Raw genomic sequence first — 20,429 nt, 5'->3', positions numbered from 1 at the left:
TATATGATATAAAAAACTTTTTTTAGTATTAATTTTTGCAATCTAGAAAATTAAATTTTGAATTAAATGAACTTATATGCCTTATATGGTTTAAAAACTTTTTTAGTATTGATTTCACCATATAAGGCATATCAGAAAATTAAGTTTTGAATGAAATGAAATTAAATGCCTTATATGATTTAAAAACTTTTTTTAGTATTAATTTTTACAATCTAGAAAATTAAATTTTGAATTAAATGAACTTATATTCCTTATATGGTTTAAAATTTATTTTTTAATCCAGCAACTCATTTTCTTCTGAGCTTGAAGCTCTGCTGATAATATTTTCTGGAAGTGATTTTTTGGTCTTTGCTCCCATCTTTTTTAATCGTTCTACGCTGCTCACCAAATTCCCTTTTCCGTCCACTAGTTTATTCATTGCATTTTCGTATTCTGTCTTGGTATCTTTTATTTTGTTTCCGATTCGGACTAAATCAGATACAAAACCTTCAAATTTATCATATAATGCTCCTGCTTGTCTTGCAATTTCAAAAGCATTTTCTTGCTGTTTTTGGTTCGTCCACATGCTGTCTATAGTTCGTAAAGTCGCCAAGAGCGTACTTGGCGTCACAATAACAATGTTTCGATCAAAAGCTCTGGTGTAGAGTGTAGGATCTTCATTTAAAGCAATTGCAAATGCAGGTTCCATCGGAATAAAAAGCAGTACAAAATCGGGACTTTCTATCTGGTACAAATCATGATAGTTTTTATTTCCCAGCTGCTCAACATGTCTTTTAATCGAAATAACATGTTCTTTTAAAAATTCAGTTTTTAAAAGTTCCGATTCTTCATTAATCCATTTTTCGTAGGCCGCAAGCGAAACTTTAGAATCTACAATCATTTTTTTGCCGTCCGGAAGATTGATCACCACATCTGGAAAAACACGGTTTCCCTCGGTATTGGTAAAACTTTGCTGCACTTCATATTCGCGTCCTTTTTCTAAGCCCGATTTCTCTAGTACACGTTCGAGCACCAATTCGCCCCAATTTCCCTGCATTTTGCTGTCTCCTTTTAGGGCTTTAGTCAGATTGAGGGTTTCTTTGCTCATTTGGGCATTCATTTCGCTCAAACCTAAAATCTGCTGGCGCAGTGCGGCATGGTAATCGATACTTTCTTTATGAGTCTGTTCTACTTTTTGTTCAAAACCATGAATTTTATCCTGAAGCGGCAACAGTATGTTTTTCATATTCTCACTGTTTTGTTCCGTAAATTTTGCCGATTTTTCTTCTAGAATTTTATTCGCTAAATTTTCAAATTCTTTCGTGAATTTTTCCTGAAGTTCATTGATTTCGCTTTTCTGTTCTTTGTGGCGTTCCCATAAATTTTCAAAATCAACTTCTTTTTTAGAAAGCTGGATGGCGAGACTGTCTTTTTCGGTTCTGATATTTTCTTTTTCAGAATTGGTTAGCTGCAATACCTTCTGAAAATTATTTTTTTCATTTTCAAATTGGTCTTTTTGCGTTTGCAGCTGTATATTGAGCGTATTCAATCTTTCTTCAAAAATGGCTTTATCCGACTGGGATTTTGTTCCAGAAAGTAATTTTCCAACATAAATACCTAATACAAGAGCTGCCGTAAAACCCAGCAAAAACGGTAAATAATCCAACATATCTAAGTTTATTTTACGTAAAAGTACGCAATAATACGTAGTAGAAAGTTTTAAAAATAAAAATTTCACGAATTCCCATTCAATTCAAATTAAATCAACATTTTATTTTTTTATTTTTTTTTTCCTGGCCCACGCAACCTTTCTTTCAATCTTTAATCTACATGATATAAACCTATTTTAATACCATCATGAAAAAATTAATGCTTAGCTTGTTGATCGCTTTTGGATTCAGCGCCTGTTCTCTTAATAATGACGATGTTTACACTGATTGTGGTGCTAATACAGAAGTTTCTTTTACCAAATTCCCATTAGGATGTAACTACACTGTAAAAACGCTTTATAATAATCCTGTTGCTTTGATTGCGACATCTACAGAAAAAATGGATCAGTATTTTACTAAACATGACAATAGCTGCTCTGTTCCAAGCGATCCTAATATTGATTTTTCTAAAAGTTACTTGGTTGCTATTTTTGCTGGTGCAAAACCAACAAGCGGTTACGCTATTAAGATTACTTCTATTGTAGAAAACCAATGTGAAATGGTTATTAATTTTTACGAAAAAAACCCGGCAGCAGGCGAATCTCTTACACAGAACCCTACTTATCCGGCGGATTACATATTGATACCAAAAACAAGTAAGCCTATCATTTTTAACAAAACATCAGAAAGTCCGAACAATATCGTACTTGGAAACTTTACGAGTGTAACCGGCGGTACTCAAAAATTTATCCAGCTGAACGACTTTAATATTTTGAAGTACCAAAACGTGGCTTTCAATCAATATAATTTTGATCAGTATAAATATACTACGACCACTAAGAGAAGTGAATATACTACTTTTTCAAAAACGTTACCGACAGAAATTTTAAACCTTAAAGGACAAACTAAAATATTTGGTTCTCCAAATACTGCAGCTGAAGGCGGTGTTTATTTTGAATTGAATGAAGGAGCTTCTGTTACTAAAATCTATATTGACAATAATGATACTGCAGATCAAAGCGCCGCTGTTATTGCATTTAAAAAAGCTGTTAGAGAAAAAATTGCTGCCGTAAATTAATATAACCATGAAAAAATATTTATTCTTTTTTATCACTATTGGTCTTTTTACGACTAGTTATTCTCTAGACTCTAAGAAAGTTGCCGGAGGATCAATTATCAATACATGGACTTGGGAAAAATCGGTTGGAGGAAATGCTAACCCGTACATCTCCACTCCAAAAACGATTGGCTTTACTAAGAAAATTGTTTTTACATCAGACGGTAGAATTATTACTTATAAAAATGATGTAGAAATCAGAAACAATACTTATCAAATAGAAAAAGGAATTGCGGTTTTTGACCAAGCAGAACACGACCTTATTACGTTTGAAGGCAAAACATATGCCATAGAAAAACTTGATAATCAAAACTTAACGATTGTAGCTAACAACGAAGAAGGTGCCCGCACCATTTTTAAAAGATAGTTTTGTAAGCTATTATAAACTATTTTTGCAAGACCAAATTTAAACCATTTCTTGAAAGACGATTTAGAAAAATATATCAAACTGTGCGTAAAAAACGACAGAGAGGGACAACTGAAAATTTATCAGTTATTCTCTCCTGTTTTATATGGTATTTGTTTGAAATATATGAAAAATGAAGACGACGCTAAAGACGTTTTTCAGGAAGCATTTGTAATCGCTTTTCAGAAAATAAGCCAATACAAATTTGAAGGAAGTTTTGAAGGCTGGCTGAAAAGAATTTTTATCAATAAACTCATCGAGACTTTAAACAAAAAGAAAAAAGAAAGTTTCTTTTTGGATGTTTTTGATCCAGATACTGATTTTATTGAGGAGGAAGAACTCGAAGTGATTCCGATAGAGCAGGAAAAACTGCTGGAATACATTCGAGATTTACCCGATCAATACCGGACGGTTTTTAACCTCTATGTTTTTGAAAAATTAAAACACAAAGAAATTGCCGAACTTCTAAAAATATCAGAAGGAACATCAAAATCAAATTTAAATCGCGCCAAGCACATTTTGCAAAAGCGAATTTTGAGCATAAAAAATTTTAAGACAGCATGAAAAAGCAAAAAATAGAAAATATTTTCTCTCCAATGGAAGACTTTTCAAGTGTTCCGCCGCCAGAATTATGGGCACAGATTGAAGAGAAATTAGACAAACCAAAAAAGAAAAAGAGAGCTATTCTTTGGTGGTCGGCTGCAGCATGCTTGTTATTGGGTTTAATGCTTCCTTCTATTTTACACTTTAAAGCTCTTGAAAACAAAAATTTTGATTTAAACACTAACGACGGCACTCAAAAAGTAGTTCTGGACGAAAAAACACCTCATCCTAATCCGCATAAAACAGAATCGATCAAGAAAAACGAAACCAAACAACAAACTAGGAATGCAAGTGAAAAAGAATCTATAATCGTAAAAGAGCAGTTAGGCAATTCTTCAAACAGCTTTAATCAGCAGTCAAGTTATGTTTATTCTGAGTCGGATTCTAAAAACAATAAAGATTCAAAACGTTTGAATTCTAATGCTAAAATTCAAAACAATCAAACTAAAACAAATTTAGATAAGAAAGAATCTTTGATCGTAAAAGAGCAGTTAGATAATGCTTCAAACAGCTTTGATCAGCAGTCAAGTTATGTCTATTCTGAGTCGGATTCTAAAAATAATAAAGATTCAAAACGTTTGAATTCTAATGCTAAAATTCAAAACAATCAAACTAAATCAAATTTAGATAAGAAAGAATCTTTGATCGTAAAAGAGCAGTTAGGCAATTCTTCAAACGGCTTTAATCAGCAGTCAAGTTATGTTTATTCTGAGTCGGATTCTAAAAACAATAAAGGTTCTGAGTATTTGAATTCTAATGCTAAAATTCAAAAACAAAATACTGCCAATTCAGTTACAGTGGTTCCAGATGTAAATATTACTGCTAAAAATCGCGCAATAGCGGAATCAAATGCAGCGAACGCGAAGAACAAAAAAACAACACCAGAAATTCCTGCTGAAAAAGCAGTTTTTGGAAAAACAAAAGGTTTTAATTCATCTGTTGAAAGTCCGTTTACAAATGCTTTTGAAGAGCAAAAAACAGCATCTAATATTCACAAAAAGGATAAAAACAACAGCTTAAAAGGAAATAGCAATTTCGGTAATCCAAAAACTAATAGCGGCAGTACAATTTTCGGAAACACGAACAATGCCGACAATCCTTATCTTGCGTTGAGCCCAGAATTGAATGCCGGAAATAAAAAGGCTTCTGATCCGAGTAAATCAAGTTCTAAAAAGGAAACTGCAGTTTCTGAGAAAGCATTGGCACTGAATCAAGAAGAGAATGCTAAAAACACCTCTAAGTTTGGAGAAGCGTTAACGAAGCAGGATTCTGTACAATTGGCGGTACTTCAAAATTTAGAAAAGGGAATTTTGACACCAGAAATCATAAAAGATCCAGAAAACGATAAAGAAGACAAAAAAACAACACAAAAAGAAAAGTGGGCGGTTGCTTTATATGCGGGAGTTGCTAATTCTGAAAATTATAGAAATAATAAAACACTCGGAAGCGTAAACGATTCTAAACAGAGCAGCGCATACGGTGTAAAAACATCTTATAAAATCAACAAAAAATGGGCTGTTGGATCTGGATTAAAAATTAATGAGCTCGGACAAAGCGTGGCCAATGTTTCTTATATGAATGCTAAAAACACAGCGTTTTTTACTTCTAGTGATTTTTACAACGCACAGCTTTCTTCGGCAGATAAAATTACTGGAAATGCTGACTTTATTTTTGTTCCGACAAACAGCCAGCAGTTAGCGGCAAGCGAAAACATTCAAAGTGGTAATCTGGATCAAAACCTGCGTTACATCGAAATGCCTCTGGAAGTTTCGTATTCTATTTTCAACAGAAATAAAGCAAGCATTAATTTAAATACAGGAGGTTTTGTCGGAAAACTGATTTCGAATACCGTAACGCTCGACGGGCAGTCCCTCGGACAAAACATTAATGCAAATGATTATGTTTATGGTTCGACTCTAAGCAGCACGCTGCAATACCGTGTTTATAAAAAGACCAATGTTTTTGTAGAGCCTGCGATGAATTATTATATTAATCCTTTGAACAGCCAGTCTTTCAATCAATTTCAATGGGGACTTAATTTTGGTTTGAATGTTTCGTTTTAAAAGATATTTTGATGTAAATTTCAAAAATATTTTTTCATAAAATGACATTTAATCCCCATTCAATTCCTGCTGCTTTACTGCAGGTTCAAGAGCTTTTTACAGCTCACAATCTAGAACTTTCTCTTTTAGCAAAAGAAAAAGAAAGCGAAGAATACAGTGCGTATCGTTTTCAACTTCAAAACAAAAAAATCTGTTACCGAGAAGCTAAAATCACGCCTGCAAAAACGGGACAATTTGTTACTTTATGGAAACGAAATCAAAGCGGGATTATAGAACCTTTTGATTATTCTGATCCCATAGATTTTGTTCTAATTAGTGTTCGAAAAGATGAAAATTGGGGAATGTTTGTTTTTCCTAAAAATATCCTGCTGGAAAAAGGTGTTTTTTCTACTTTAAAAAAAGAAGGTATTAGAGCCACACGCGTTTATCCGCCCTGGGACGAAACTTCGAGCAGACAAGCGCAGAAAACTCAAAAGTGGCAGCTGGAGTTTTTTTTCTCTCTTGAAGGTAAAGACCGTTTTAATCTGGATCAACTTCAAGAACTAGTTGCTTCAAAATAAATTTCTTTTAAAAATAAAAAAAGGCAGTCTTCAATTAGACTGCCTTTTTTATTGTATTCAAAACAATTATTTTTTAACCAATTTATCTTTAAAAATTATTTTATTATTTTCTGAAACAGTGTAGAAATAAAACCCAGCATTCAAATTGCTTACAGAAACCACTGTCGTACTGATTTCGTCTTCATTCTTGACACTGATCGGACTTCCAATCGCGCGTCCGTTGATATCGTACAATCTAATTTTTAAATTCCTGTCTGGTGTAGTTTTTACATCAAAACTTACAAAGTCTGATATCGGATTCGGATAGGCTTTTACATAATAGTTGTTTTTTGCAAAATCCGGCGTTGACAATACATCCTGTTTCAATTGGAAACGGGCAATTACCGGTCCGTGGTCAGACGTCGTAGTGGTGTAACTCGCAATATCATTACGAGGATCATAAACCGCTGTAGAACCTGCAACATACTGGTCAAACAATTCGTTAGAAATTGTAATATGATCTAAAAATCCTCCTGAACTTAAAAAACTATAAGCTCCAGCCTGACTAATTTCCAATGTTAAAGCTTTGTAATTGTTAGTATCATTTACAAAAGCTTCGTAAGAAGACGGATTTGGCGTAATAACCGAAGCTTTTACGTCATCATTGTAATCTCCTAAAAGAATGATATTAGAAGCTGCGTAATGAGCATCTAAGCTGTCTTTTAAGACCTGAGTGTCGTATTTACGCATATTATAACGTGAAATATCCGATCCGCTGTTGGCACGGGCATGAAGATCAATAAATTTAATTTCATTTTTAACTCCGTTAACATTCGTTTCTAAAGTAACCATGTACGGCAAACGTCCTGAAGAGAAAAAACTACTGCTGGTACCACCCGGATAGTTAGCCAATGTTTGAGCACCGCTTCTTAAGTCATCATAGAATTCTTTAAACATAACACGTGTATTCTTCAAAGTAGTAGTTTGCGTATTATAAAGCACCACTAACTTCTGAGGAGGAAAACTTGGATCTGAATTCGGATCCCATGAATAAGACCATGAGGTTGAAGTGGCTTTATCGAATGTTTTTCCGTTTACATTAATTTTGGTAATCAAAGCATCAATCTGAGCATCGCTCGAAACTTCCTGAACTACATAAACATCAGCGTCTAATTTGTTCATTACTTTAGAAACATTTTCTAATTGCAACGCTTTATCACTTGGCCCGTAAGCCGAAGTCGGAGCACCAAAAAACTCTAAATTATAAGTTACAACATCAAAGGTTTCTGCTTTTGGAAGAGAAGATCCTGTTAAAGAACCAACTTGTTTATTTAGTGAAGTCCCTGTTACAGTAAGAGATCCGGAAATTTTAAACTCTTTGGTTGTTGGAACAAATCTCGCATGCAATGTTTTTCCAGCAAGTGCATCGGCTTCTGTCAACGAAACACTATTTTGAAATAAGCTGTTATCTAAAGACAATTGGTAACCCGTTGGAGCAGTAACTACAACATCTCCATATCCTTTTGCTTTAAAACTAAAAGATTGTGAGGCAGAAATAGTATTTTGATCGACAGTTCCAAAATCTAAAACTGGATTTGAAGCAACATAACCTGATTCGTTTGTGATCAGATAATCATCAAATGACCACTCTGCAGCTAAATTATTACCGCCGGCAGTTGTCTCATAAACCCAAGCTAAATAAGTATGGTCTGTTTTATAATTTGTAAGTTCAATATATTGTGACTGAACATAAGATCCAGTTGTGGAAGGAAAATTTCCATCAATTTCTGTCCAAGTCGCAGTTTCTGGACTGCTTACTCCATCATAATTAGTAGAAACCATTAATTTTAAAGAAGGTCCAGCGTAGAATTTACGAGAATAGAAAGACAGCAATGGTAATTTATCAAAAGAATCTAAACGTAATTTTGGAGAAATCAACCAGTCTTTACTAGCGCCGCTGTCTGAAAATCCGTTCATTAAAACTGCTCCAGTTCCAGAATTTACATTTCTAGCGACAGCTGTATATGCCCATTTATTGGCAGTTCCCGCGACATCATACTGTGTCCAGCCACTGTTGTTTAACACATTCGGATCATCAAAATTTTGAATGTAAGGATTAATTCCTCTTCCCGTTAAAGAGATGTGTTTGGCAATTGCAGCAGTCGACTCATGTGTAATCTGACCTGTAAAAGCACCTCCTAAATTTGGATTAAACTTTACATAAACCGTCTGTGAAGCATTTGAAGCAAAATCAGCTGCGGCATAAGTAAGCGTTGAGCCAAATGTTACATTATCTTTTGAGATCGAAAAATTTGGAGTAACACTTACTGCTAAATCATTGGCAAGATCACTTACCTGGATTTGGTAGCTTTTAGATACTGATTCAATGTTTATTTCGGAAAGACCTAAATCAAGAGCACTTACTGTTGTCGAAATTACCGGTAATGCGGTTGCAGTTGTGGTAACATCTACTTTGTTTACTACAGTTTGTATGTTTCCATAAATATCCTCAGCAACAGAAAATACAGCATAATCAGTTGAGGCAGTTAAACCTGTAAAATTTTTAGTATATGCAGTTGCTGCATTTATAATATCTAAAGACCCCGCTTGTAAAGCCGCAGTTCCACCTGCATCAAGTCCTGCTTTTACCTGAGCAGCTGTTGGTGCAGCACTGCCGCCGGCTAGTAAAACATAATACGTTTTGCCCGCTTCATTTAACTTTTCAGAAAAATTAAAAGTAGTTGCGGATATATTGGCTGCTGTTGGAAATCCAGTTTCATTTACTGGTGCCGTGTAGTCGGCATTTATATCAATATTATCAATCGCATAAGATTGACGAGAACCTGATGTCCCAGAAATTAATCTTGCAATCCATCTAATTTGAATTTCGTCCTGATTATCGCACTCTGCAGGAAGTATCACCGTAATCTTGGTGGTTTGTAAATTTAACGGAGTGGTAACAGCTCCCGTTTGTTGAACAGTACTGTTGTTAGAATATGCCGTTGTCGGCAGGTTTTTAAATATTCCTGAAGTTCCAACTCGATATTGAAGTGCCATTTCCTGAAGGCGATAAGCCGCTGTTCCATCATAAGGATTACGAATTACCATAGCATCATATATAACCCGAACCCCAGTGAGGCCAGAACTTGAAAAAGCAAAACCAATTGCGAAATCGGCAGAAGTGGTATTTAAAAAACCGATTTTTCCATTATAATTATGAATGTTACCGCTGTTTACTGCTGCGGTACTGCTCGCAATCAAGCCGCGGTCTCCTGACAAACCTGTAGCATATTCATTTGTATTTTGACTCGCACTTACAAGCCATCCTTGAAAACCTGCGGGGTAAGAAGTTGAATTTGCTGCTAAATTATCAAAATTTTGTTTGTAAGGAAGTGGCTGCTTAGCAGGATTTGTCTGGGAAAGAATGGTTCCAGAAAAGCATCCAAAAAAACATAATAAAGCCAAAATCCGGCGTGAATAGTAAAGTTTTTTCATACGTTAAAAAATAGAGTTTTTAGAAATCAAATTTAGAGCCTTTAAAGTTAAGCGAGTATTACGAAACCTTAAAGTTAATGCTTATAAAATTATAAATATAATTTAACAAAAAACAACAATGCTTTTAATATTATAAAATAAAACCAACAAACACCCCAAAATTTAACACATATTTCAACAAAACTTCTATTTATAAAAACTGCAGAACCTGCGAATTTCCTACAATTCAAAGGATTTATTGCACAAAAAAAGCAGTAAACAAAAAGTTTACTGCTTGCTGAAAAAATATATTTTTTTGACTATTATACTGCTGTATAACCTCCATCGGCAATAATATAACTTCCGGTGGTGAAAGAGGATTTATCAGAGTTTAAGAAAACCACTAATTCCGCAATTTCTTCTGCCGTTCCTAATCGGTTCATAGCCGATTTTGCTGCAACAGCATCCATCATGTCTTTGTTCAGATTGTCTTTTAGTAATGCTGTTTCAATATAACCTGGACCGACAGCATTACAGCGAATGTTTTTTTGAGCATATTCTACTGCAATATTTTTAGTCAATCCAACAACACCGTGTTTAGAAGCGGTGTAAGCCGGACTTAGCGGTGCCGCAACCTGCCCATGAATAGAGGCAATATTTACGATACTGCCGCCGCCGTTTTTTTCCATTTGTTCCAGTTGATAGCGACAGGCATAAAATACACCGTTTAAGTTAAGTGCAATAACTTTGTCCCAAGCTTCTGGTTCGTATTCTCCAGTTGGTTTTGCTGGTCCGCCCATTCCGGCGTTGTTGCAGGCAATATCCAATCGGCCGTATTTTGATACCGTAACCTCAACCATGTGTTTGTTGTCAGAGGCACTCGACGAATCTCCTTTAATGAAAAAAGCTTCGCCGCCCTTTTCTTTTATAATTGTTACGGTTTCTTCACCGTGCTCTACATTGATATCCGCTACTACTACTTTTGCTCCTTCTCTAGCGTAGGCTTCTGCAACTGCGCGTCCGATTCCTGAACCGCCGCCAGATACAAAAGCTACTTTATTTTCTAAAAGTGCCATTTTATAAATATTTTAAAATTGATACCTCTAATTTACAAAGGCAATGACCTAAAATTTTCAATGCTTTAAGGGTTTACAATAAGATTAACGTTTAGTGCTAATCAAATGTTATTTGATATTAAAATGATCAATTTCTGTTAAAAATTTCGTATTAGTATATTATTCGTCTTCATCCAATTTCATATTTCCACGATCTTTATGATTGTCGGGATGTGAGTTTGGATATCGGTTTGCTGCTATATCAGAATTTTTATCTTTATTCTCAACCGTTTTTTGAGCCTCTTCGTCTGTTGAAACCCCTCGATTTGAATTGGGATTATCGGCAGCGGCTTTTGGAATTTTAGTCGGGATATCTTCGTTTTCGTTTCGGGCTCTTTCTACGATTTTTTTATCACCATCGGCATCTGTTACTATTTCACGTTTCAAATTCGGATCTTTTAAATCTTTATCGTGCGAAACATTTTTACCTTTCTCGTCTGTTTTTTTTTGAGTGCCGTTTATCTTTTTTGTTCCTAAATTATTACTTTCCATGACATTATCGTTTTTCGTTAGTATCATAATATTACGAATTCTAATTTTGAAAAATAAGTCATTTAACATTGCTTTGGGTTTATCAAGCTGGGAATGATAGCTTGTTTGTATAGCAGGGGCTGCAAAATGAAACAGCCGAATTAGAATCGATTTTGCTTTTAATCTTTTCAAACAAAACTATCTTTGCAGTCTAAAATTACAGCATGCACAGACATTTTATTCTTTTTAAACCTTACGGCTATCTGAGTCAGTTTATTTATGAGCTGAAGCGAAAGAAAAAGCTTCTAGGCGAATTATTTGATTTTCCGGAAGGAACGATGGCAATCGGGCGTTTAGATGAAGATTCTGAAGGTTTACTGCTTTTGACTACCGACGGAAACATGAGCGAGCTGGTTCGCAGCAAAAAGGTAGATAAAGAATATTATGTTCAGGTTGATGGTGTTATTACTCCAGAAGCTATAGAAAAACTGCAGCATGGTGTCGAAATTGGGCTTGACGGCGGGAAATACAAAACAAAAAAGTGCAAAGCTTTTATTGTTACTGAGGTTCCAGATTTTGGTATCCGGGCCAAAAAAATCAGAGACGAACGCCACGGTCCTACTTCTTGGGCTTCGATCACGGTGAGAGAAGGAAAATTTCGTCAGGTGCGAAAAATGACTGCTGCGGTTGGTTTTCCGACTTTAAGATTGGTTCGTGTTCGTGTAGGAAATGTATATTTGCAAAACTTAAAAGCAGGTGAAGTACGCGAAGTGAACGACTTTCAATTGGATAATTAGATAATTGGGCAATTAGATAATTGGGCAATTAGAAAATTAGATAATTATCTGCCCGCCTTCAGCCTTTGAGCCTCTGAACCTTTGAACCTTTGAACCTTTGAACCTCTGAACCTTTGAACCTCTGAACCTTAAAAAAAAACAAAATGCTAAACATAGTTCTTGTAGAACCAGAAATACCAAATAATACCGGAAACATTGGACGTTTGTGCGTGGGAACCGAAAGTCGTCTGCACTTAATTCATCCGTTTGGGTTTGTGATTAATGATAAAAATCTAAAACGTTCGGGTTTGGATTATTGGGTGCATTTGGATGTTACCGAATATCAAAATGTAGCAGAATGGATGCAGCAGATTCCTGATAAATCCCGTGTGTTTTTGATGAGTTCGCATGCTGAAAAATCGTATTTGGAGACCGAATTTCAAGACGGTGACTGGCTGGTTTTTGGCAAAGAAAGTGTCGGTTTGAGTAAAGAAGTTTTAGCTTTGTTTGACAATCACCTGACTATTCCGATGTCCAAATTGATCCGCAGTTTTAATATTGCGAATTCTGTTGCTTTTGTGGTGGGAGAAGCTAAAAGACAAATTGGTTTAAAGAAATAATATGAGACCAATTGTTGATTTAAATAATCTCAGCTATTCTAAAGAAACCTTAATTTATTACACGCGATTAAAGATCCTCTTAAGAATAGTTGTGATGCTGGGAGCGACAGCAGCTGTAATTTATTGCTGTATGAATAACAACTATTGGATTGCACTTTTAACAGCACTCATATTTTTCTTTCAAATTCCTTATTTGACAGAATCGATAAAGAGACGAAATGAAATTCAATTTAGGATCAACGATAAAGGAATTCAGTACCGAGATGGAATGCTGGAAAGCTGGGATAATATTGAAAACGAAAGAGTAACTTATGAAGAAAATATAGGCATTGACAAAGAAAGAACCTATTATTTTATCTACTATATTATAGACTCTGGGCAAGTCATGAAATTTGGAATTGAAGAATTGAGTATCGGCATCAGCGAGTTAGAACACTGTCTCAAAATACACCGTGGCCGCTTTGAAAGAGAAAAAACGGCAAAAGTTTAATTCTATTTTTTTCTTTTAAATTTGAAATAACAAAATCTCTTTTGAAAACGAATGCCCTAGCCCCGATCGAAGCGGCATCCTTTTATTTTTTTCTTTAAAAAATAAAAGATACAGCGGAGAGCGGGAAATAGCTCCTGATAAAAACCTAAAAATGATATTCGAATTAAAACTCTTAATTACCGATTTATTCTTTGCTTTCAGTATTTTTACTTTCCTGTTTTTTATTGGTTCTGTTTTTATAAAAAAAGAGTTCTTGAAAATTCTGGATGAAGAAGCTTCGCATTTTATTGCGTTTATTGGAATTCTATATGCAGCTGTTTTTTTTACTGAAACTCTGATCAATCTAAATTCTGATCAGGAAGGACGGGTTACTTTTCAAGACTTGATTTTGGGAGAATATTGGCCGACATTCTGGATCGAGCCTTTGGTTTGGATATTGATGACTCAATTGCTCCGATTTAAAAAAATAAGACGCAATGTTTTTCTAAGATTGATTTTCAGTTTGGCGTTTATTGTAACTATCGAAAATCTGATTTCTTTTTACAGCCTTTTTAATCGCGATTATCTGCCGAGTTCCTGGCGTATAAAATCTTCTTTGGTTATTTATCCGTCCAATTTATTTTTGGAGATTCTGATGAAGCTTTTCCTTTTAATCTTATTGACTGGAATTTTTTATGTTGTAAAGAAAAAACTAAACGATTGGAAAACTTCAAAAATTAAGTCACAATAAACTTCCCTTTTTCGGCATCAAAAAAGATGTTTTCATCTTTGAACAAAGCATCAAAACTTCCTTTTGAAATTAAATTACAAGGCTGGTCCTGAACTACAAATTCTGGGGTCATAATGATCATTTCGTCACTAAGCTGAATGGCCAGATCGATATCGTGGGTAGAAAATAAAATGCTTTTCTGGGTTTCGTGAGTTAGTTTTTTTAATAATTTGAATAACGAAACTTTATGAAGCAAATCGAGATGCGTTGTTGGTTCGTCCAAAATAATCAGTGCGGTATCTTGCGCCAGAGCTCTTGCAATTAAGACTTTCTGCAATTGTCCGTCGCTGATTTCAAAGTGTTTTTTCTTTGCTAAATGTTCTATTTGTGTTAAAGCCATTGCTTCCTGCACTTTTTCGACATCGGTTTGAGATAAAGCGTCTATCCAATTGGTATACGGCTGGCGTCCTAAAGCTACTAACTCAAAAACAGAAAGATTGCTCGGCGGTAATTTTTCTGTTAAAACGACGCTTAAATTCTGTGCCAGATCAAGCGGATTGTAACTTGTAATTTCTTTTTCATTCAAAAAAACATTTCCTGATAAAGCAGGCTGAATTCCGGTAATGGTACGCAATAAGGTTGATTTCCCGATTCCGTTTGCTCCAATTAAGGTAATAAGCTTTCCGGAATCTAAATTTAGGTTTAGATTCTCGGCAATGGTTACAGTTTCTTTTTTGGATTTGTAACCAATGTTTAAGTTTGAAGTTTTTAGGATCTGGTTCATTTTTATAGCCGCTAAGTCACTAATTTTCTAAGCTTTATTACAGATTGAGGGATTAAACTATTTTATTTGAAATTTCTTTTTCTAACTAAAAGCCAAATCACAACTGGTGCCCCGATTATAGACGTAATTGCATTTATGGGAAGTGTAACTTCAAAGCCTGGCATTTCTGAAACAATATCGCAAAACAGCATTATAATTGCTCCAAAAAACAAAGTGCTCCAAAACAATACCGTATGGTTGCTGGTCTGAAAAGTGAGCTTTGCAATGTGCGGCACTGCTAAGCCTACAAAAGCAATTGGTCCTGCAAAAGCAGTGATGCTTCCTGCCAGAATACTGGTTGCAAATATGATAATCAAACGTGCTTTTTTAAAATTTAATCCCATGCTTTTGGCATAGTTCTCGCCCAAAAGCAATGCGTTTAAAGGTTTGATGCTGCCGGCGCTTAATAAAAGTCCGATGAGGACTGAAATGGCTAAAATCCCGATAGTCGACCACGAAAGATTTCCTAAACTTCCCATTGACCAGAATGTAAATTTCTGCAATTGTTCTGCTGTACTAAAATAAGTTAAAACCGATACAATTGCGGTAGTAAAACTTCCGAACATTAATCCGACAATTAAGATAGCCATTGTGTCTCGCAATCTTTGCGAAACAACCAAAACTAATAATAAAACCAAAGTACTGCCCAGAGTCGAAGCCAAGACAATTCCGTAAGAAGACAAGGCGATGGTCTGCAAAAAGGAAGGCAGTAATCCGGCTCCCAAAATTACAAAAGCAACACCAAGACTGGCACCTGAACTAAGCCCCAGTACATAAGGTCCTGCGAGCGGATTTCTAAAGAGCGTCTGCATCAAGAGACCGCTTATAGACAATCCGACACCAACCAAAACGGCCGTAATGGCTTTGGGTAATCGGTAATTTATAATAATGTATTCCCAACTCGATTTGCTGGCGTGGCTTCCTGTTAAACTCGAATACACTTCTTTGAACGGAATATTTACCGACCCTAAACTTATGCTCGAAAAAAACATAAATACAAGCCCTAGACCAAGTAAAACAAACAAAATGGTATTTCGTTTTTTATCTGCCAATTTAATTCAGTTTGGTTGCAAAAGTAAATTCGTAGCTAGGCATTAAATCGGGATGAAGAATTTTGATATAATCTTTTAATACCAAATCTGGACGGCTTGGCGACAATTCATAATAAACAGTACCGCCGGTTGCTCCCAATTTAGTTTCAAAAGAGTATACATTTTTATTCTTAAAAGCATCGAATTCGGTATAATGCGGATTGCTTTTTCCTAATTCGTCCAGCGTTTTTGCAGAACCAGAAGCAACCCAGACCTGTGCCGTTTTGGCTTTGTCCAAAACTTTTTCAAAAGACAAACCTTCGCTTCCTGTTCCATCAAGATCTGACCATAGATAGTTTGCTTTGGCATCTTTCATAAACTGGGCAACCCAGCTTTTTCCTTTTGCCACATACCAGACATCCTCATACATTGAGCCATACAATACGGTTGCAGAAGCAGGCTTATCGGCTGTTAGTTTTTTTGCCTGATTATAACTTTCTACAATTTTATTAAATAGTTCTGCGGCTTTTTCTTCTTTGCCGAATAAGGCGCCGTAAAGTTTGATCCATTCTGCTTTTCCAAGCGGCGATTGCTCCATCCAATCACCTTGAATCAAAACATTTAAACCGCTTTTCTTTAAATTATCCAACATCGGATTATTATTGTCTACACCAAAAGTTACTATTAAATCAGGTGCCAAATCAATCAATTGTTCGATGTTTAGTTTTTCATTTTGTCCAACATTTTTAACAGAACCTTCATCAATACGTTTTCTGGTTTTTTCTGAAGAAATGTAATCTGTATGCGGAAAACCAACTAGTTTATTCTCCACTTCAAGCATTTCTAAAAACGGAATATTGGTTGTAGAAGTAACCACAACGGATTCTAATGGTACTTTGATTGTAGTATATTTTTGTAAGCTGTCTGGAATCTTAGCTTCTTTTTCTTTTAAAACATAAGTGAAATTTTTAGCCGCATTTGGCCACGGATTTATCACATTTACAACAGAATAACCTTCGTATTTTACAATCGAAAGTCCAGAGGCATATTCGATGCTGCTCTTAGCAATAGGGGCAATTACAAGATTTTGCGTTTCATTCTTTTTACAGCCGACAAGCAGAAAAAGCGAAAAAACAAGAAGGATTTTAGATAAAAAATATTTCATATTTTGCGTTTTGTATCTTAGCAAAGGTAAATCAATTTCTATTTTTTTTGTTTATCTTTATTCTTACAAATTTAAACAAATAATATTTTTATTTGATGAATGCAGTCAAAACAAAAAAATGTTCCGGTTGTGATAATACTTTCAGCTGTGGAGATATTTCTACCGAAAATAAATGCTGGTGCAATGACTTTCCTCCTATTTTTAGTCTTACGGAAGGCGGAGACTGTCTATGTCCCTCTTGCTTTAAAGAAGCTTGTGAAGACAAAATAGAGGCATACGTAGAGACAATAACACCTGAAAAAGCTGCTGCTAATAAAGCCCAGACACTTCCTAAAACAGAAAAACTTATCGAAGGAATTGATTATTATATCGAAAACGGAAATTATGTTTTTAAAACCTGGTTTCATCTTAAAAGGGGAAGCTGCTGCGGCAACAACTGCCGGCATTGTCCTTATTAACCCACTTGTAAAATTTTATGCATGAAAGGCCGTTTGTAAAAAACTTTTTATTTACTAAACAGATCCTTAATTTTACCTTTTCATCTCACAAATAACATTTCACAGAAAAAAAATGATCTACTTAATTACCGGCGGGGAACGATCTGGCAAAAGCACTTATGCACAGAATCTGGCTTTAGAACTTTCAAGTACTCCAATTTATGTTGCTACTGCAAGAAAATGGGATGATGATTTTCAACTCCGAATTAATCGCCATCAATCAGAACGGGATCATCGCTGGACTAATATAGAAAAAGAAAAATACTTGAGTGAGATTGATCTTTCTGAAAAAACAGCTTTGATTGACTGTGTTACGCTTTGGCTGACTAATTTTTTTGTAGACAATAATAATGATGTTGATTTGAGTCTGGAGGAAGCCAAAAAAGAATTTGAAGCAATCGCAAATCAGAAAGGCACAAACATAATTATTGTTACCAACGAAATCGGAATGGGTGTTCATGCGGAAACTCATATGGGGCGAAAATTTGTTGAACTTCAAGGCTGGATGAATCAGTTTTTGGCTTCAAAAGCAGAGCAGGTTGTTTTACTGATTTCTGGAATTCCAGTGATAATTAAGGGGAAAAATTCTAAATTATAAATTCCATATTCCAAACTTCAGCTTCTTAATTTTTTGAGAAAATTAAAGCTGCTAAACGGCAAATTCCAATATTGTAAAGTATCTTTACTTAAGAACTAAGCAAATGTCAATCGTGAAATTGACTATTTATTAGAATTTATAAATTGGAATTTAAATGAATCTAGACGATATACTAAAATCCCGCCGCGATACCCGGCATTTTACCCAAGATGACGTTCCAGACGAAGTGATTGAAAAAGCGCTTCGAGCCGGACATTGGGCGCCATCGGTCGGGCTGACAGACGCTACTCGTTATTTTCTCATAAAATCGGATGAAGTAAAAACAGCAATAAAAGACTTATTTTTAGAATACAATCAAAAAGCAGCCTCTTTAACAGACAATCCCGAACAAAAAGAATTGTATAATTCGCTCAAACTAGAAGCGATCGAAGAAGCTCCAATCGGCCTTATAATTGCTTACGATCGTTCTGTTTTAAATCAATTTACCATTGGCACAATCGGCAGTAACGAAGCAGTAAAATTCAGCTCGGTCTGTGCGGCACAAAACATCTGGCTTTCGCTTACAGAACAGGGTTACGGTATGGGATGGGTTTCTATTTTAAATTATTACCAATTTAAAAAAATCCTGGATCTGCCCGAAAATATTGAACCTCTGGGCTATTTCTGTATCGGAAAACCAGCGACAAACTACAACAATCAGCCCATGTTGCAGCAACTGCATTGGAAACAAAAATCGGAAGCACCAGACTGTAAAGAAATTACAAGTCTTCACTTAAAAAAAACTTTTGAACACAACGCTGTTGCAGCCCCGGAAAAAAAGAGAGCAGATAATTTTGAAACTCTTTTGCAAGATAAAATTGATTCTAAAACCAAACCGCTGGGCGCATTAGGCACTTTAGAATCCCTGGCATTCCAAATCGCATCTGTTTTTGGAACTTTAAATCCGAAGATTACAAAGCCAAATATAGTGGTTTTTGCAGCCGATCACGGAATCGCTAATCATGGTGTAAGCGTATATCCGCAAGATGTGACCCGACAGATGGTTACTAATTTCTTGAACGGCGGCGCGGCAATAAATGTTTTCTGCAAGCAAAACGACATTCAATTATCAATCGTTGATGCAGGAGTTAATTATGATTTTCCGACCAATAGTAAGCTGATAAATGCTAAAATTGCAAACGGTACGCAGTCTTTTCTGCATGCGCCGGCAATGTGCGAAAGGGAATTAGAATTGTGTTTTGAAAAAGGAAAATCTGTTGTCGCCGCTATTGCAAAAACGGGGTGCAATTGTATTGGTTTTGGCGAAATGGGAATTGGAAACACTACAACTGCTTCTGTTTTAATGAGTCTTTTAACTGGTTTTTCTATTGAAGAATGTACCGGAAAAGGTACAGGCGTTTCTGAAGAGAAATTGATCGAAAAACAAAATATCCTGAAAAAAGCTATCGAAAATTATTCTGGTCAAGCCGAATTAAATCAGCAGCTGGCTTATTTTGGCGGTTTCGAAATCATACAAATGGCGGGCGGTATGCTGAGTGCTTTTGAAAATAATATGCTTATTTTAGTTGATGGTTTTATCTGTACAACAGCTTTCTTGATTGCTTTCAAAATAAATCCGAAAATCAAGCAAAATGCTGTTTTCTGCCATTGTTCGGCTGAGAAAGCGCATCAGAAATTATTAGACTATCTAGACGCTCAACCAGTTTTAGATTTAGATTTGCGCTTGGGCGAAGGCACGGGCTGTGCCATTGCTCTTCCGATTCTAAAATCGGCTGAAGCTTTTTTGAATGAAATGGCAAGTTTTGAAAGTGCTGGAGTGAGCAGAAAATAAAACAATTCTTACTTTTGCAAGAGAAAAAATATGCCTTTCGTTAAAATTCATGTTCACTGTGTCTGGAGTACTAAAAATAGATTCCCATTTTTAAACTCAATTGATTTACGCCAAAAAGTCTGGCAGCATATTAAAGAAAATGCACTGCAAAAAGGTATTTATATTGATTTTATAAGTGGTTTTTCAGACCATTGTCATTGTTTAATTTCTTTAGGAACAGATCAAACGATTCAAAAAGTAATTCAGTTATTAAAAGGCGAATCTTCATATTGGATTAATAAAAATAATTTAATCAAAGAAAAATTTGAATGGCAGGATGAATATTTTGCAGTTTCTCTATCGGAATCTATTGTTGGGAGAGTGCGAGATTACATTAAAAATCAGGAAGAACATCACAAGAAGAGAACATTTCAGGAAGAATATGATGAATTCATGAACAAGTTTGGATTTAAAATATCTTAATAGAATTTGGC

Annotated in this window: 20 protein-coding genes; 13 read left to right on the top strand and 7 right to left on the bottom strand. The window is 35.3% G+C overall.

Translation table 11 applies throughout. The annotated features are described in order from the left end of the window. Positions 1-274: 274 nt before the first annotated feature. Positions 275-1,648, bottom strand: coding sequence for a DNA recombination protein RmuC (locus C4F50_RS24125; protein WP_194141183.1), 1,374 nt, complete (start codon positions 1,646-1,648; stop codon positions 275-277). A 188-nt stretch (positions 1,649-1,836) separates the two neighbouring features. On the opposite strand from C4F50_RS24125, the gene C4F50_RS24120 reads away from it, so the two are divergent. The 5 genes from C4F50_RS24120 to C4F50_RS24100 are packed head-to-tail and all read left to right on the top strand — an operon-like array spanning position 1,837 to position 6,377. Further along, the gene (locus C4F50_RS24120; RefSeq protein WP_194141182.1) at positions 1,837-2,706 is read left to right on the top strand and encodes a protease complex subunit PrcB family protein; all 870 of its coding nucleotides are present in this window, start codon (positions 1,837-1,839) and stop codon (positions 2,704-2,706) included. Between the two features lie 7 nt (positions 2,707-2,713). Further along, positions 2,714-3,112, top strand: coding sequence for a hypothetical protein (locus C4F50_RS24115; protein WP_194141181.1), 399 nt, complete (start codon positions 2,714-2,716; stop codon positions 3,110-3,112). 51 nt (positions 3,113-3,163) lie between these two features. Next, positions 3,164-3,715: an RNA polymerase sigma factor gene (locus C4F50_RS24110; RefSeq protein ID WP_194141180.1), complete on the top strand. Its 552-nt coding sequence runs from the start codon at positions 3,164-3,166 to the stop codon at positions 3,713-3,715. Next, complete coding sequence (locus C4F50_RS24105; RefSeq protein WP_194141179.1) at positions 3,712-5,817, top strand: hypothetical protein; 2,106 nt, start codon at positions 3,712-3,714, stop codon at positions 5,815-5,817. Before C4F50_RS24110 ends, C4F50_RS24105 begins: the two co-directional genes overlap by 4 nt. Positions 5,818-5,858: 41 nt before the next feature. Next, on the top strand, positions 5,859-6,377 hold the full coding sequence (locus C4F50_RS24100) for a MepB family protein (RefSeq protein ID WP_194141178.1): 519 nt from the start codon (positions 5,859-5,861) through the stop codon (positions 6,375-6,377). 66 nt (positions 6,378-6,443) lie between these two features. On the opposite strand, the gene C4F50_RS24095 is transcribed toward C4F50_RS24100, so the two are convergent. From C4F50_RS24095 to C4F50_RS24085, 3 genes are all read right to left on the bottom strand, one after another. Further along, entirely contained in the window at positions 6,444-9,851 is a 3,408-nt protein-coding gene (locus C4F50_RS24095) for a T9SS-dependent choice-of-anchor J family protein (protein WP_194141177.1), read from the bottom strand. A gap of 302 nt (positions 9,852-10,153) precedes the next feature. Beyond that, complete coding sequence (locus C4F50_RS24090; RefSeq protein ID WP_194141176.1) at positions 10,154-10,906, bottom strand: SDR family NAD(P)-dependent oxidoreductase; 753 nt, start codon at positions 10,904-10,906, stop codon at positions 10,154-10,156. 159 nt (positions 10,907-11,065) lie between these two features. After that, positions 11,066-11,464 (bottom strand): hypothetical protein, encoded by a 399-nt coding sequence (locus C4F50_RS24085; protein WP_228012127.1) that lies wholly within the window; start codon positions 11,462-11,464, stop codon positions 11,066-11,068. A 176-nt stretch (positions 11,465-11,640) separates the two neighbouring features. On the opposite strand from C4F50_RS24085, the gene C4F50_RS24080 reads away from it, so the two are divergent. The 4 genes from C4F50_RS24080 to C4F50_RS24065 all read left to right on the top strand — a co-directional run bounded on the left by C4F50_RS24080 (position 11,641) and on the right by C4F50_RS24065 (position 14,032). Next, complete coding sequence (locus C4F50_RS24080) at positions 11,641-12,213, top strand: pseudouridine synthase (RefSeq protein WP_194141175.1); 573 nt, start codon at positions 11,641-11,643, stop codon at positions 12,211-12,213. Between the two features lie 143 nt (positions 12,214-12,356). Next, positions 12,357-12,812 (top strand): tRNA (cytidine(34)-2'-O)-methyltransferase, encoded by a 456-nt coding sequence (locus C4F50_RS24075; RefSeq protein ID WP_194141174.1) that lies wholly within the window; start codon positions 12,357-12,359, stop codon positions 12,810-12,812. A 1-nt stretch (position 12,813) separates the two neighbouring features. Further along, complete coding sequence (locus tag C4F50_RS24070) at positions 12,814-13,302, top strand: hypothetical protein (RefSeq protein WP_194141173.1); 489 nt, start codon at positions 12,814-12,816, stop codon at positions 13,300-13,302. Positions 13,303-13,453: 151 nt separating this feature from the next. Next, positions 13,454-14,032 (top strand): hypothetical protein, encoded by a 579-nt coding sequence (locus C4F50_RS24065; RefSeq protein WP_194141172.1) that lies wholly within the window; start codon positions 13,454-13,456, stop codon positions 14,030-14,032. Here C4F50_RS24065 and C4F50_RS24060 read toward each other — a convergent pair. From C4F50_RS24060 to C4F50_RS24050, 3 genes are all read right to left on the bottom strand, one after another. Beyond that, the gene (locus tag C4F50_RS24060) at positions 14,019-14,795 is read right to left on the bottom strand and encodes an ABC transporter ATP-binding protein (protein WP_194141171.1); all 777 of its coding nucleotides are present in this window, start codon (positions 14,793-14,795) and stop codon (positions 14,019-14,021) included. The genes C4F50_RS24065 and C4F50_RS24060 overlap by 14 nt on opposite strands. A 62-nt stretch (positions 14,796-14,857) precedes the next feature. Continuing rightward, a complete protein-coding gene (locus tag C4F50_RS24055; RefSeq protein ID WP_431357483.1) occupies positions 14,858-15,886 on the bottom strand; it encodes an iron chelate uptake ABC transporter family permease subunit in 1,029 nt (342 codons plus the stop codon). A 1-nt stretch (position 15,887) separates the two neighbouring features. Next, positions 15,888-17,030, bottom strand: coding sequence for an ABC transporter substrate-binding protein (locus C4F50_RS24050; protein WP_194141170.1), 1,143 nt, complete (start codon positions 17,028-17,030; stop codon positions 15,888-15,890). Between the two features lie 95 nt (positions 17,031-17,125). Between C4F50_RS24050 and C4F50_RS24045 the strand changes: the two genes are divergently transcribed. The 4 genes from C4F50_RS24045 to tnpA all read left to right on the top strand — a co-directional run bounded on the left by C4F50_RS24045 (position 17,126) and on the right by tnpA (position 20,418). Next, positions 17,126-17,488 carry a C1orf53 family protein gene (locus C4F50_RS24045; protein WP_194141169.1) on the top strand — a complete coding sequence of 121 codons (363 nt, stop codon included), beginning with the start codon at positions 17,126-17,128 and terminating at the stop codon, positions 17,486-17,488. Positions 17,489-17,600: 112 nt separating this feature from the next. Beyond that, positions 17,601-18,125: a bifunctional adenosylcobinamide kinase/adenosylcobinamide-phosphate guanylyltransferase gene (locus C4F50_RS24040; protein WP_194141168.1), complete on the top strand. Its 525-nt coding sequence runs from the start codon at positions 17,601-17,603 to the stop codon at positions 18,123-18,125. A 154-nt stretch (positions 18,126-18,279) separates the two neighbouring features. Further along, a complete protein-coding gene (cobT, locus tag C4F50_RS24035) occupies positions 18,280-19,956 on the top strand; it encodes a nicotinate-nucleotide--dimethylbenzimidazole phosphoribosyltransferase (protein WP_194141167.1) in 1,677 nt (558 codons plus the stop codon). Positions 19,957-19,986: 30 nt separating this feature from the next. Next, complete coding sequence (gene tnpA, locus C4F50_RS24030) at positions 19,987-20,418, top strand: IS200/IS605 family transposase (RefSeq protein ID WP_194141166.1); 432 nt, start codon at positions 19,987-19,989, stop codon at positions 20,416-20,418. Positions 20,419-20,429 lie beyond the last annotated feature (11 nt).

It is taken from the genome of Flavobacterium hungaricum, from assembly GCF_015182285.1.
Taxonomy (GTDB): domain Bacteria; phylum Bacteroidota; class Bacteroidia; order Flavobacteriales; family Flavobacteriaceae; genus Flavobacterium; species Flavobacterium hungaricum.
The sequence above is the reverse complement of the archived record's forward strand: the minus strand, read 5'-3'. Positions and strand labels throughout refer to the sequence as shown.